14 protein-coding genes are annotated in these 13,376 nt (G+C 66.9%); 9 read left to right on the top strand and 5 right to left on the bottom strand.

Features of this window, described 5'->3' with window-relative positions; translation table 11 throughout:
- Positions 1-146: 146 nt before the first annotated feature.
- The 5 genes from ACFOPH_RS21635 (at position 147) to ACFOPH_RS21615 (ending at position 5,114) form a co-directional block, all read left to right on the top strand.
- Positions 147-1,070, top strand: coding sequence for a bestrophin family protein (locus ACFOPH_RS21635; protein ID WP_312547975.1), 924 nt, complete (start codon positions 147-149; stop codon positions 1,068-1,070).
- 31 nt (positions 1,071-1,101) lie between these two features.
- Positions 1,102-2,613 (top strand): acetyl-CoA hydrolase/transferase family protein, encoded by a 1,512-nt coding sequence (locus ACFOPH_RS21630; protein WP_312547976.1) that lies wholly within the window; start codon positions 1,102-1,104, stop codon positions 2,611-2,613.
- A 211-nt stretch (positions 2,614-2,824) separates the two neighbouring features.
- Complete coding sequence (locus tag ACFOPH_RS21625) at positions 2,825-4,453, top strand: methyl-accepting chemotaxis protein (protein ID WP_312547978.1); 1,629 nt, start codon at positions 2,825-2,827, stop codon at positions 4,451-4,453.
- A gap of 70 nt (positions 4,454-4,523) precedes the next feature.
- Entirely contained in the window at positions 4,524-4,688 is a 165-nt protein-coding gene (locus ACFOPH_RS21620; protein ID WP_379737196.1) for a hypothetical protein, read from the top strand.
- A gap of 87 nt (positions 4,689-4,775) precedes the next feature.
- A complete protein-coding gene (locus ACFOPH_RS21615; RefSeq protein ID WP_312547980.1) occupies positions 4,776-5,114 on the top strand; it encodes a zinc ribbon domain-containing protein YjdM in 339 nt (112 codons plus the stop codon).
- A gap of 137 nt (positions 5,115-5,251) precedes the next feature.
- Here ACFOPH_RS21615 and ACFOPH_RS21610 read toward each other — a convergent pair whose 3' ends face one another.
- From ACFOPH_RS21610 to ACFOPH_RS21600, 3 genes are all read right to left on the bottom strand, one after another.
- Positions 5,252-6,022, bottom strand: a complete 771-nt coding sequence (locus ACFOPH_RS21610; RefSeq protein ID WP_379737195.1) for a hypothetical protein — start codon at positions 6,020-6,022, stop codon at positions 5,252-5,254.
- Positions 6,023-6,135: 113 nt separating this feature from the next.
- Positions 6,136-6,855 (bottom strand): hypothetical protein, encoded by a 720-nt coding sequence (locus ACFOPH_RS21605; protein WP_379737194.1) that lies wholly within the window; start codon positions 6,853-6,855, stop codon positions 6,136-6,138.
- A gap of 132 nt (positions 6,856-6,987) precedes the next feature.
- Positions 6,988-8,268, bottom strand: a complete 1,281-nt coding sequence (locus tag ACFOPH_RS21600; protein ID WP_312547985.1) for a serine hydrolase domain-containing protein — start codon at positions 8,266-8,268, stop codon at positions 6,988-6,990.
- A gap of 187 nt (positions 8,269-8,455) precedes the next feature.
- Between ACFOPH_RS21600 and ACFOPH_RS21595 the strand changes: the two genes are divergently transcribed.
- The gene (locus ACFOPH_RS21595; protein WP_312547986.1) at positions 8,456-9,442 is read left to right on the top strand and encodes an LLM class flavin-dependent oxidoreductase; all 987 of its coding nucleotides are present in this window, start codon (positions 8,456-8,458) and stop codon (positions 9,440-9,442) included.
- Between the two features lie 58 nt (positions 9,443-9,500).
- Here ACFOPH_RS21595 and ACFOPH_RS21590 read toward each other — a convergent pair whose 3' ends face one another.
- Both ACFOPH_RS21590 and ACFOPH_RS21585 read right to left on the bottom strand, forming a co-directional pair.
- Positions 9,501-10,091: an isochorismatase family protein gene (locus tag ACFOPH_RS21590; RefSeq protein ID WP_312547987.1), complete on the bottom strand. Its 591-nt coding sequence runs from the start codon at positions 10,089-10,091 to the stop codon at positions 9,501-9,503.
- Positions 10,092-10,314: 223 nt separating this feature from the next.
- Complete coding sequence (locus ACFOPH_RS21585; RefSeq protein ID WP_379737192.1) at positions 10,315-11,496, bottom strand: PQQ-dependent sugar dehydrogenase; 1,182 nt, start codon at positions 11,494-11,496, stop codon at positions 10,315-10,317.
- A gap of 121 nt (positions 11,497-11,617) precedes the next feature.
- Here ACFOPH_RS21585 and ACFOPH_RS21580 point away from each other — a divergent pair, with 121 nt between their 5' ends.
- The 3 genes from ACFOPH_RS21580 to ACFOPH_RS21570 are packed head-to-tail and all read left to right on the top strand — an operon-like array spanning position 11,618 to position 13,298.
- Positions 11,618-12,154: a DUF882 domain-containing protein gene (locus ACFOPH_RS21580; protein WP_312547991.1), complete on the top strand. Its 537-nt coding sequence runs from the start codon at positions 11,618-11,620 to the stop codon at positions 12,152-12,154.
- Positions 12,155-12,210: 56 nt separating this feature from the next.
- Complete coding sequence (locus tag ACFOPH_RS21575) at positions 12,211-12,990, top strand: hypothetical protein (RefSeq protein WP_379737191.1); 780 nt, start codon at positions 12,211-12,213, stop codon at positions 12,988-12,990.
- Entirely contained in the window at positions 12,987-13,298 is a 312-nt protein-coding gene (locus ACFOPH_RS21570) for a hypothetical protein (RefSeq protein ID WP_312547995.1), read from the top strand. Before ACFOPH_RS21575 ends, ACFOPH_RS21570 begins: the two co-directional genes overlap by 4 nt.
- Positions 13,299-13,376: the final 78 nt, after the last annotated feature.

Below are 13,376 nucleotides of genomic sequence, written 5' to 3'. Positions count from 1 at the left end.
TTCGTCCAGCCGGCGCAGGCGCCGCGGCCCCGCGCCGCGTGCCCTACTCGTGCCCGGTCGGCAGATTCACCTTCCCGTCCCGATGCGGTACCGAGCATGAACGATTGCAGCAGCAGCCTGTCCCATGAACCACTCGAGGGGGCGGCATGATCGTCCGTGAGCGTCCCAACGGCCTGCGCCTGTTCCTGACCATGCGCGGCTCGATTCTCTCGAGTATCTGGAAAAGCCTGAGTGTCACCACCCTGCTCGCTGTCGTCATCTCCTGGACCCATGGCGAACTGGGCGACTACAAGGTGCACCTGACGATCACGCCGTTCACGCTGATGGGCCTGCCGCTGGCGATTTTCCTCGGCTTTCGCAACAACTCCGCCTACGACCGCTTCTGGGAAGGCCGCAAGCTGTGGGGCGAACTGGTCCTGCGCGGCCGCAACTTTGCCCGCGAGTGCCTGAGCCTGATCGATCCCATCGCCGGCAACGAAGCCGTGCGCGATCGCATGATCCGGCGCGCCATCGCCTTCGCGCATGCGCTGCGCCACCAGCTGCGCGGGACCGATCCGGCGGCCGACGTGGCGCCGCACCTGATGCCGGGCGAGTGGGCCGCAGTGCGCAAGCGGCGCAACCTGACCCATGCGCTGATGCTGGAAATGGGCAAGGACCTGGCCCTGTGCCGCAATACCGGCATGCTCGACAGCGTGCGCGCCGCCGCGCTCGACGCCAACATCTCCGCCATGGTCGCCACCGGCGCCTCCTGCGAGCGCATCAAGAACACGCCGATCCCGTTCTCGTATACGCTGCTGCTGCACCGCACCTCTTACCTGTACTGCTTCCTGCTGCCTTTCGGCCTGGTCGACAGCCTCGGTTACCTGACGCCGCTGGTGGTGGCCATCGTTGCCTACACCTTCTTCGGCCTGGACGCGCTGGGCGACGAGATCGAGGAGCCGTTCGGCCTGTCGCCGAACGACCTGCCGCTCGACGCCATCTGCCGCGCCATCGAAATCGACCTGCGCGACGCGCTGGGCGATCCCGACCTGCCGCCACCGCTGGTGCCGGTCAACAACTGGCTGCGCTGAGTACGAGCGGCCTCTCACTGCAAGACGAACCATGATGAACGAAGCATACCAAGACCGAATCGCCTGTCCCCTGCTGCGCGAACGCATCACCACCGCGGCAGAGGCAGCCTCCTTCATCCGCGACGGCATGACCGTCGGCATGAGCGGCTTCACCCGTGCCGGCGACGTCAAGCTGGTGCCGGCGGCGCTGGCCGAACGCGCGCGCCGCGAGCCGCTGCGCATCACCCTGCTGACCGGGGCCTCGCTCGGCAACGACACCGATAAACTGCTCACCGAAGCGCATGCGCTGGCGCGCCGCGCCCCGTTCCAAGTCGACCCGGTGCTGCGCGCGGCGATCAACCGCGGCGAAGTCATGTACATCGACCAGCACCTGTCCGAGACCGTCGAGGTGCTGCGCTCGGGCCACCTGGGCCCGGTCGACGTGGCCGTGATCGAGGCGGTGCGCATCACCGAGTCGGGCGGCATCGTGCCGACCACCTCGGTGGGCAACAGCGCCAGTTTCGCGATCCTGGCCGACAAGGTGATCGTCGAGATCAACCTGGCGCAGCCGCGCGCGCTCGAGGGCATGCACGACATCTGGATCCCGAAGAAGCGTCCGATGCGCGAACCGATCCCGCTGATGCACGCCGAGGACCGCGTCGGCACGCCGGCGATCGAGATCCCGCCCGAGAAGATCGCCGCCATCGTCTTCACCGACCAGCCGGACAGCACCTCGGCGAACCTGCCGCCGGACGCCGAGACGGCGGCCATCGCGCGCCACCTGGTGAACTTCTTCTGCAAGGAGATCGAGGCCGGCCGCCTGACGAAGCGCCTGCTGCCGCTGCAGGCCGGCATCGGCACCATCGCCAACGCCGTGATGGCCGGCTTCGTCGACAGCCCCTTCGAACACCTGATCATGTATTCCGAGGTGCTGCAGGACTCCACCTTCGACCTGTTCGATGCCGGCAAGCTCGATTTCGCTTCCGGCTCCTCGATCACGCTCTCGCCGGCCAAGACCGCCCAGGTCTTCCCCGAGCTGGAACGCTATGCCGACCGCCTGGTGCTGCGCCCGCAGGAAGTGTCGAACCATCCGGAAGTGATCCGGCGCCTCGGCATCATCGCGATCAACACCGCGCTCGAGGCCGACATCTACGGCAACGTGAATTCGACCCACGTGGGCGGCACCCACATGATGAACGGCATCGGCGGCTCGGGCGACTTCGCGCGCAACGCCTACATGTCGATCTTCGCCACGAAGTCGACCGCGAAGGGCGGCAAGGTGTCCTCGATCGTGCCGATGGTCTCGCACGTCGACCACACCGAGCACGACGTCGACATCATCGTCACCGAGCAGGGCCTGGCCGACCTGCGCGGCCTGGCGCCGCGCGAACGCGCCACCGCGATCATCGCCAACTGCGTGCCGGCGCCCTACCAGGACATGCTGCGCGACTACGTGCGCGAGGCCCAGGCGCGTGGCGGCCAGACCCCGCACGTGCTGGAAAAAGCCTTTGCCTGGCACGAGCGCTACCGGCAAACCGGCTCGATGCTCGCCGATCCGGCCTGAGTTCCCTCCTTCCCGTGTGGTATGTAACGTGCCGCACTGCCTTCCCGTCACAAAAACGTGGATACCACGCCACGTTTTTGGGTTTAATTTCTTAAAAGAAATATAAAAGTAGCCAACAAACGGCACCAAACCTGCGAAAATTCATGCATTTCCACGCGGCAATTTCTAACTGCCCGCGTCGAATTCTTCTTTTCCTCGGTTTGAATATTTCATGAAACTCGACAATCTCAGAATACGGACCCTTCTTCTTGGCGGTTTCGGCACCATCCTGGCGGCCATGCTCATCCTGGTGGGCATGGGTATCGCCCAGATGAACAAGGCCGACGCCCTGACCAAGAAACTGGCGACCGAAAGCATCTACCGCGCCTCGATGCTGCAGGAATGGCAATCGATCATCGAAGTCAATGCCGCGCGTACCCTGGCCGCCATCAAGCTGGCCGACCCGGCCGACGAGAAGTTCTTCCTCGACGGCATCGCGATCTCGTCGAAGCGCTCGGACGTGCTGCACAAGGAAATCACCGCCAGCATCGAAGGCGACCCGAAGGCGCAGGCACTGTTCGCCGCCGTCGACAAGGAACGCAATGCCTACCGCGTGGCGCGCAAGACTGCGCTGGCGAAGAAAGCCGAGGGCGACGCCGAAGGCGTGCGCAAGTTCCTCGACACCGAGATGGTGCCGCGCGTGCAGTCCTACATCGACAGCCTGCGCGCCATGGTCAAGTACCAGCAGGACGACGTCGCCGCCGACACCGCCCGCATCGAAGCCGAATACAAGGCCAGCCTGCGCCTGCAGGTCGGCCTGGCGATCGCCGCCCTGATCGGTGGCGCCCTGTTCGCCTGGTGGATCGGCCGCCGCATCTCGGCGCCGCTGGACGAAGCCGTGGCCGTGGCGCAGACCGTCGCCAAGGGCGACCTGAGCAGCCGCATCGAAGCGCACGGCAGCAACGAGACCGGCGCGCTGATGGGCGCCCTGAAGGAGATGAACGCCAACCTGGTCGACATCGTCAGCCAGGTACGCGCGGGCACCGCCAGCATCGCCGACGCCGCCGACCAGATCTCGGCCGGCAACCTGGAACTGTCCTCGCGCACCGAGCAGCAGGCCGGCTCGCTGGAAGAAACCGCCTCCTCGATGGAAGAACTGACCTCGACCGTCAGGCAGAACGCCGACAACGCCCGTGAAGCGAACACCCTGGCGCAGGCCGCTTCGCAGGTGGCCGGCCGCGGCGGCGAGACCGTCGGCCGCGTGGTCCAGACCATGGAAGCGATCACCGATTCGTCGAAGAAGATCGCCGACATCATCGGCGTCATCGACGGCATCGCCTTCCAGACCAACATCCTGGCGCTGAATGCCGCGGTGGAAGCGGCACGTGCCGGCGAACAGGGCCGCGGCTTCGCGGTCGTGGCCTCCGAAGTGCGCAACCTGGCCCAGCGCTCGGCCGGCGCCGCCAAGGAGATCAAGGAACTGATCGGCGACTCGGTCGGCAAGGTCGAGGAAGGCAGCCGCCTGGTGTCGGACGCCGGTACGCAGATGCGCGACATCGTCGACAGCATCGGCCGCGTCACCGCGATCATGGCGCAGATCGCCATGGCGAGCCAGGAGCAGTCCGCGGGCATCGAGCAGGTGAACGGCGCGATCGCGCAGATGGACCAGGTGACCCAGCAGAACGCGGCCCTGGTCGAGGAAGCGGCGGCAACCTCGGATGCGATGCGCGAACAGGCGCAGGCGCTGGCCCAGCTGGTGTCGACCTTCCGTTTCGAGGAGCGCACGGCAGGCGCGGCGCTGCACACCCTGCACGTCCCGGCCTCGAACGCCCGCGCCCTGGCGCTGCGCCAGGCCGCCTGAGCCATCTTCATGCCAGCACCGGCAGGCCCGGTGCAAGCTTCTTGCGCCGGGCACTGCCCGGCGTTTTTTTATGGCGCTGTCACCGTTCGCTGTGGATGAGCCCAAACGCAAGGCGAAGCAACTGATCTGCAGAAGTGATCTTCCCGCCATCGAGCATCCGGCGCCAACCCGTATCGATGGCGATGCGGGTTGGACCGTGAATGAACTCGACAGTTCACTGCTCATCCATAGCTAACGGCGACAGCGCCTTTTTTATCCGGCATTCTTGCCGGGCGCACGCGAGCGGGTATACTTCGCGTTTCCCCTTCTTCCCGCACCATTCATGTCCCTGCCTCCCTGCCCTTCCTGCCAGTCCGCCTACACCTATGAAGACGGCGCCAATCTCGTCTGCCCGGAATGCGGCCACGAATGGTCGGCGCAGGCGGCCACGGCCCCGGCCGAGAGCGCGCGCGTCTGGCGCGACGCCGCCGGCAACACGCTGCAGGACGGCGACACCGTCACCGTCATCAAGGACCTGAAACCGAAGGGCTCGGGCGGCGTGATCAAGCAGGGCACCAAGGTCAAGAACATCCGCCTGGTCGACGCCGACCACGACATCGACTGCAAGATCGACGGCTTCGGCGCGATGAGCCTGAAGTCCGAGTTCGTGCGCAAGGTATAAAGGTACGGAGAGCGACACGGCATAAAAATGCGCGTCGCACGGCCTGGTGCCGTCCAGTCAAGGTCCTTCTTCGGGACACGGACGGTACGCGCCTCGGGCAAGGCCTTCACGGCCCGGCCGCGTTGTCGGCCCGCCCGTCAGTAGAACGCTGCGGATTGCAGCACCGCGGTCCGGCCATCCTGCAGGGTCAGATGGAACGCGCGTCCGGCCGGTCCTCGGTTCCAGCCGTCGAACAGCGGGAGCGTCTTTCCCGTCCGGGCGTCCTTCAGGTGGGTGATCACGTCCCCAGGCTTCAGCCCCAGTTTTTCAGCAGGGGACGCAGTTGCCACATGCAGGACTTTGGCATCGCCTTCCGTGCGTTGAAGGGCCAGCCCCGTGGTATTGGACTCGAACGGCGTCGTTGTATCGACAGGCGTTCCGAACAGGACTTCCTGATGCGGGAAGTTGACGATGAGATGGAACCTGCCGAGCAGAGGCATGCCGACATTTCCGTCGAGCGTGCCTGCCCGCTCGTGCTCCGTACGCACGCCCTTCAGCGGAGACGGCACTCCGCCGAACGCCTTGCCCCCGATGCGGACCTCCCGCAGGCGTGTCAGTCCTTCGCTGTGCATGCCGCCCCAGCCGCCGCTCAGGGTTGAAGAAACGGACCGGTCCTTCAGGAAGGCCGGATTGTCCCAAAACCGCGGATACAACACCGCGGGCCACGCATTTCCCAGGTCGAAGACCATCCGCGCCTGGCGTCCTTCGATGTCGATATCGATTGCCCGATTGTCGCCGGCAGCAAACAGCCGGGCTGCATGCATGCCATCGGGACGTTTGAACGTCGCGGGATCCCTGAACGCGATCTTCCGGTTGGCGAAATCGATATCGACGACGGTTCGCTCGAAGGCGCCACCACCGAGCACCATCTAAACACGTGCTCTCAGTACTTGGCCGTGGATACGGAGAATGGACAAAAAAAATGCCAGCTCCGCGGAGCTGGCATGCGCGTAGGGCCGCCAGGCGGCCCTGTCGTTCCGGATCAGTAGCCGCGACCGCCGGTACCGCCACCAGTACCGCTGCTGGTGCCCGAGGTGCCGGTGCCGGTCGTGCCGGAGGTGCCGGTGCCCGAAGTGCCGGTGCCGGTGGTGCCGGTGCCCGAGGTGCCGCTGGTGCCGCCGCTACCCATCGAGCCGCTGGTGCCGCTGGTGCCGCCGGTGCCCATCGAACCCGAGGCGCCGCTCGTGCCCATCGAGCCCGACGTGCCGCTCGTGCCCATCGAACCGCTGGTGCCGCTGGTGCCCATCGAGCCCGACGTGCCGCTGGTCCCCATCGAGCCGGACGTACCGCTGTCCATGCTGCCGGTGCTGCCCGAGGTACCCGAGGTGCCGCTGCTGCCGGTGCCGGTGCCGGTGCCGCCGCCCGAGGTGCCGCTGCTGCCGCTGGTGCCCATCGAGCCGCTGCCCGAGGTGCCGCTGCCGCCGCCCGTGGCGCCGCTGGTGCCGGAGCTCGACGAGCCCGACGTGGTGCCGGAGCTGCTGGAACCGCTGCTCGAATCGCTATGCTTCTTCTGCTTGTGCTTCTTCTTGCTGGTCTGGCTATCGCTACCCGAGCCCTGGTCGCTCGTTGCCGACGAACCGCTCGCCTGCGAGCCGGACTGGCCGGCGGTGCTGCTCGATTGCGCATGCGCGTTCACGGAAACAGCCATCGCGGCCGCAACCGAGGCGCCCAGCAGGCCTTTCAACAGTTTATGCATTTTCATGTCAATCTCCTCATGGTTTGGGGGCTACATTCCTCAACAATATCAATGACATACATGCGAGGACGCCGAGTGTAAAAGAGGTCGACATGAAGGGGGCGCGCGTTAGCCGTGTGGAAAGTCGAGAACGCCGTTTCAGGGGACGGCAACACTGGCGCGCGCCGCTCCCGCCTTCACTCCCGCCGCCTCGGCCGCCAGGGTGCCGAGCTGGGTGTACAGGGGCAGCACATTGGCCTTGTCGTCAGGGTAGACGCGGTTTGACAGGAACACGTAGAAGCTGCGCGACGCGGGATCGATCCACAGGATGCAGCCGGTAAAACCGGTGTGTCCGAAACTGCCGACCGGATACAAGCTGCCGCGCGGGCGCTGCGCAAACGGCGAATCGATGTCCATGCCGAGCCCGCGCAACGCGGCGATGCCCGGCGGACTTTGTACCGTGGTCAGGAGCCGCACGCTGTCGGGGGACAGGATGCGCACGCCGTCGAGCGAACCGTTGCCAAGCAACATGCGTCCGAAGCGCGCGACGTCGCGCGCGGTGGTGAATACGCCGGCCGAGCCGGCCACGCCACCGATGCGGCGCACGGTCGGATCGTGCACCACGCCCTGCAGCAATGCGCCGGCGGCGACGTCGCCGTGCAGCGCGCCACTGTTCCCACTATTCCCACTATCCGCCGCGGCGGTCTTCCGGGTCGGCGCAATCGCCCCCGGGGCCATGCGGCGCAGCGGCAGGTAACCGGTGTCGCGCATGCCCAGCGGGCCGAAGATACGTTCCTGGACGAACACGTCGAGCGGCTGGCCCGCCACCTTGCGCACCAGCTGGCCCAGCAGAATGTAGTTGATGTCCGAGTAGCGGAAGAAGCTGCCGGGCGCATGGGTCACGGTCTGCGCGCAGGCCAGCGCGTGGGCCGCCGCATCGCCGCTCCAGGCCGGTTTCGCCGGCAGGCCGGCCGCCAGCCCCGAGGTGTGGGTCAGCAGGTGGCGGATCGTGATCGCCTCCTTGCCGCCGCCCGTGCACTCAGGAAAATAATCGACCAGTTTCGCCTCCAGGTCGAGCTTGCCGTCCTCGGCCAGCAGCAGGACCGCCGGCGCGGTCGCCAGCACCTTGCTCAGCGAAGCGGCGTCGTACACCGTGTCCGGCGTCACGGCGGACGCATCGGGCTCGTAGCCCGTGCGGCCGTAGGCGCGGGCATACACGTCGTCGCCGCGCTCGAGGTGGAACACCGCGCCGGGCAGGCGCCGTTCGGCGATCGCCGCGTCGACGGCTTGGTCGATGTGGACCAGCCTGCTGCTGTCGAGCCCGGCTTGCGCCTGCACGGCGGCGGCCGGCGCGCGGCTGCCCGAAAGCTGGGCGCAGCCGGCGAGCAGGACGAGGCAGGAGGTAGCGGCGGCGGTGGCCTGAGAAAAAGTGATGCGCATGGGAATCCTGGAAGGCGGAAGAAAGCGCACGCTGGACGGGCGCGGGCGCAGGAGTGTTGAATAATAGGTAAGCAGTATCCTGGGGTCAATCTTTACGCCGGCGGCCATGCCGCGGAGCCTGGTGCGGCCCGATCCGTTTTGCCGACCCGGACAGCGCAAAAAAACCCTTCGGCGTATCATGCGAGCCATGATTCCCTTTTCCATACTCGATCTCGCGCCGATCGCCGAAGGCAGCGATGCGCGCGCTTCTTTCCACAATTCGCTCGACCTTGCCCAGCACGGCGAGCGCTGGGGCTACCACCGTTTCTGGCTGGCCGAACACCACGGCATGCCGGGCATTGCCAGCGCCGCCACGTCTGTGCTGATGGGCTATGTCGCAGCGGGAACTTCCACCATCCGCATCGGCGCCGGCGGCATCATGCTGCCGAACCACTCCCCGCTCGTGATCGCCGAACAGTTCGGCACGCTCGAGTCGCTGTTCCCGGGCCGGATCGACCTCGGCCTGGGCCGCGCGCCCGGTTCCGACCACGTCACCGCGCGCGCCCTGCGCCGCAACCTGGCGTCGGATGCCGACGAGTTCCCGCAGGACATCGTCGAGCTGCAGGACTACTTCGCCGGCTCGTCGCGCCGCCAGGTGAAGGCGGTGCCCGGCGCCGGCCTGCAGGTGCCGCTGTGGATCCTCGGCTCCAGCCTGTTCGGCGCCCAGCTCGCCGCCGCGCTCGGCCTGCCCTATGCGTTTGCCTCGCACTTCGCGCCGCAGATGATGATGCAGGCCATCGAACTGTACCGCGCAAACTTCCGTCCGTCGGCCCAGCTCGACAAACCTTACGTCATGCTCGGCTTTAACGTGTTCGCCGCCGACACCGACGAAGAAGCGCGCTTCCTCGCAACCTCGATGCAGCAGGCCTTCGTCAACCTGCGCAGCGGCCGCCCGACGCGCCTGCAGCCGCCGGTGCGCGGCTACCTGGAAGCGCTCGGGCCGCAGGAACGCGCGATGCTCGAATCGGTGCTGTCGTGCTCGGCAATCGGTGCGCCTGGCACCGTCGCCGCCCAGATGAAAGCCTTCGTCGAGCACACCCGCGCCGACGAGCTGATGATCACCTCGCAGATCTTCGAGCACGCGGCGCGCCTGCGCTCCTACGAGATCACGGCCGCGATCCACAAGGCCGGCTGACCAGGGTAAGGAAGACGGCCCGCCGGCACGATTGGCGGGCCCTTCATCCCTTCCTCTCTTACGCGTCGCCCGTACCTGCCTGCAACGCGTCGATCAGCTCACGCGTCTTGCGCACCCGCCCCATGATGCGGAAGGTGTTCTTGCAGGCGAAATCGTGGGCCTCGGCGCTGATGCCGCTCATCGCATCCTCCGCAAACACCAGGGCATAGCCGAGATCGTGGGCCGCGCGCGCGGTCGATTCGACGCCGATGTTCGTGACGATGCCGCCGAGAACCAGCGTCTTGATGTGGCGCCGGCGCAGCAGCTGGTCCAGTTCGGTACCGTAAAAGGCGCCCCACTGGCGCTTGACGATCACCACGTCGGTCGCCTCGACGCCGGCATCGGGTGCGAACTGCGAGGCGTCCGGTGGCGGAGGCGGTGCATCGGCCGCATGCAGGGGTGCGTCCGCCGGCCCCGGCTGCAGCTCGTTCAGCAGCACCCGCACGAACACCACCATCGCGCCGCGGTTGCGCATTTCCTGCGCCAGCAGCACGCAGTTGCCGAGCACCTGCTCGCTCGAATACGGCGCCAGCGCGCGCGCCATGTTGCCGTTCTGCAGGTCGATCAGGACCAGCGCGGTGCTGGCCAGGTCCAACTTGAAATCGTCCATCGCGTTCTCCTTGTGCGGCCGATGCCGTCAATCGTGGCGTAGGGTGGGGCCATTGATGCCGGGGGCATCAATGACGTGCCCACGCGTGACGTTTGTACGGTGTTGGCGCACCAACATGGGCCAACAATGTTCATCGTTCACGCGTGGGCACGGGGGCGCCCACCCTACGAGTGGTCCGCCAGTATCGGCGAACACGCCGGGCTGCGGCGTCCGTTAGCTGCGCTCAGCTTTTGTCGGGCACGATGCGCAGCAGGCGCGACTTGTCCTCGTCGGTCAGCACGTACAGCTGGCCGTCCGGCCCCTGCCGCACGTCGCGCACGCGGGCGCCGATGTCGAGCTTTTCCTGGCGCACGACCTTGCCATCCTTGTCGAAGGCGATGCGGCGCAGGTCCTCGCCGGCCAGGCTGCCGCTGAACAGGCTGCCGCGCCATTGCGGGAAGGCGTTGCCGGTGTACCAGGCCAGGCCCGAAGGGGCCGGCGACGGCGACCACGCGACCAGCGGATCGACCATGCCCGGCACGCTGTGCTTGCCGATCGGCTCGCGCGAGCTGTAGTCCAGGCCGAAGCTCTGCAGCGGCCAGCCGTAGTTCTTGCCGCCTTCGATGCGGTTGATCTCGTCGCCGCCGCGCGGGCCATGCTCGCTGGCCCAGACGCGCCCCTCGGGATCGACCGCGAGGCCCTGCACGTTGCGGTGGCCGTAGGACCAGATTTCCGGCAGCGCGCCGGCCTTGGCCGCCAGCGGATTGCCGGGCGCGGCCTTGCCCTCGAGCGTCAGGCGCAGGATGGAGCCGTTATGGCTGCCCAGGTTCTGGGCCTGGTCGCGCGCCAGCATGCCGCCCACGCGCTGGGGCGGATTGCCGCCGTCGCCGATGCTCATCAACAGCGTGCCGTCCGGCAGCCAGGCGATGCGCGAACCGAAGTGCTGGCCGCCACTCTTCGCCGGCGATGCCTGGAACAGCGTCTTCACGCCGCTCACCTTCTTGCCGTCGAAAATGCCCTGCACGAGGATGGTGCGGTTCTCGCTGCTGGTCCCGTGCGCCATCGTCATATAGACGCGGACATTCGCCGGCCCCTTGTCGGCCGGGTGGACCGCGATGTCGAGCAGCCCGCCCTGGCCGCTGTCCATCAGCTTGGGCAGCTCCTCGATCGGGACTTGCGTCACCTGCTTGCCGGCGACCAGGTGCAGGCTGCCTTCCTTGCCGGTGACCAGCATGCGGCCATCGGGCAGCCAAGCCATGCCCCAGGCGCGCGGCAGGGCATCGGTGACCGTCTCCATGCGCCAGCCCTTGACCGCGGGCGGCGCGCCGCCGGCTTCCACCTGGGCGAGTACAGGCAGGGCCGCGCCCGCCAGGATGCTGGTCGCGCAGAGGTAACGAATTGACTTCCAAAGTTGACGCAATTGCATGCAATTTCTCCCTAAAAGTTATTAACGTTCCGTCATCGTGTCGCATTTTCGCCTTATTCCTGCAGAATTAGCGAAATCGGGCTATCATGTCGGTCTTATCTGACAAGCGCAAAGGATTCTGATGAACCAACGACGCTCCTTCCTCAAAGGCTCTGTTGCACTCGCATCGGCATTCAGCCTGCCGGCCCTGGCCAAGACTGCCCAGGCCGCCCCCGGCGAACGGACCTTGCGCTTGTACAACACCCACACCGGCGAAACCGTCCGCAGCGTGTTCTGGGCCGAAGGCCAGTTCATTCCGGATGCCCTGCAGGATATCAACAAGGTGCTGCGCGACCATCGCAACAACCAGATCGCACCGATCGATCCGCAGCTGCTGGTGTTGCTCAATGAGGTCAGCGCCAAGTTCGGCGACAACCAGCTGGTGCACGTGATCTCCGGCTACCGCTCGCCGGCATCGAATGCCAAGCTGCGCGCCAACAGCACCGGCGTAGCCAAGCACAGCATGCACATGGACGGCAAGGCCATCGACATCCGCCTGCCGGGCCGGGATCTTGCGCAGCTGCGCAAGGCGGCGACGGCGATGCGCGGCGGCGGGGTCGGCTACTACCCGGATTCGCAGTTCGTCCACATGGACACCGGTCGCGTCCGTTATTGGTGAACGCCATGCGGCCGCTCGCGTGCTGCACCTTTCTCGTTCTCGGCGCCGCTGTAGCCATGACGGCAGCGTTCGCCCAGGACCAGCCTGTCGCCACCGTGAACGTCACCTCGACGCGCGACCCGGTCGACAAATCCTACCGCAAGATGATCAAAGGCATGGAACGCTTCGAGCGCGAGCATCGCTACGCGCCGGCGGCGTCCCTGCGCTTCCACCTGCTGCCGCGCACGCCCGAGGTCAAGATGACGGGCATCACCCTGCGCGTGGCCGGCGACACCGTCTCGGTGCCGGTACCGGTGGCGCCCGACAACAGTTTCGTGCTGCCGCGCAATGAACAGGCCCTGCGCGAAGACGCCGCCGTGCTCGCCAACCGCAAGACCACCAGCATGACCTGGCGCGCGCTGATCCAGACGCCGGGCCTGCCGCCCGGCACGCGCCGCCTGGGCGACCTGCGCCTCGAATGCCGGGTCGGCGTCGAGGCCGGGCTGGTCTCGAACAGCTCTCCCCTGTTCGGCTGGATCTCGAATGCCCTCGCCACGCCCGAGGGGGTCTGCAACAGCCCGGAAGGCAATTACCTGTTCTTCGCCGAGCGCCCCATCTTCGCGGTGCGCCTGCGCGCCGGCGATCGCAGCGAAGTGCTGCCCTTCGACATGCTCTACGCCGGCGGCATCCAGACCCGCGAGATGCTGCCCTTCTGCGATTGCCAGGTGCTGCTCGACCGCACTTATTACGCGCCGATCTGGGATACCAGCTGGCCCGACGACACCCTGGTCGAGTTCGAGTACATGCGCGACGACGCAGCGCCCGCCGCCGCGCCGACGCTGGAGGAAAACCGATGAAAGCCCACGCCCTACTCTTCGCGCTGGCCGTGCTGGCCGGCTGCGCCAGCGGCACCATCCCGGCCGGCACCCAGGTGCCGGCCGAACGCCTGGCCGCCGCGGTCGTGCCCGGCACCACCACCAAGGCCGAGCTGCTGGCCCGCTTCGGCCAGACCAAGGCCGTCGTGTTCGACAGCGGCTACGAAGCCTGGGTCTACCAGTCGCCCGCGGGCGCAGGGCGCTTCGCCGAATTCGTGATCCTGATCGACCCGGCGGGCGTGGTCGCCAAGACCCGCCAGCGCCCTCCTTCGCCCCCGGCCGCGCCCTGAGCACAGCCTGGCAACGATGAGAATTTCCCCGTCGTAGCGTGCGCAGTTGGGCCCGCGCGCACTGGCAGAATGGCCTGC

This window comes from Massilia haematophila, assembly GCF_042647645.1.
GTDB classification, from domain to species: domain Bacteria; phylum Pseudomonadota; class Gammaproteobacteria; order Burkholderiales; family Burkholderiaceae_D; genus Telluria; species Telluria haematophila.
Note: the sequence above shows the minus strand (reverse complement) of the source record. Positions and strands in the feature narration are given on the sequence as shown.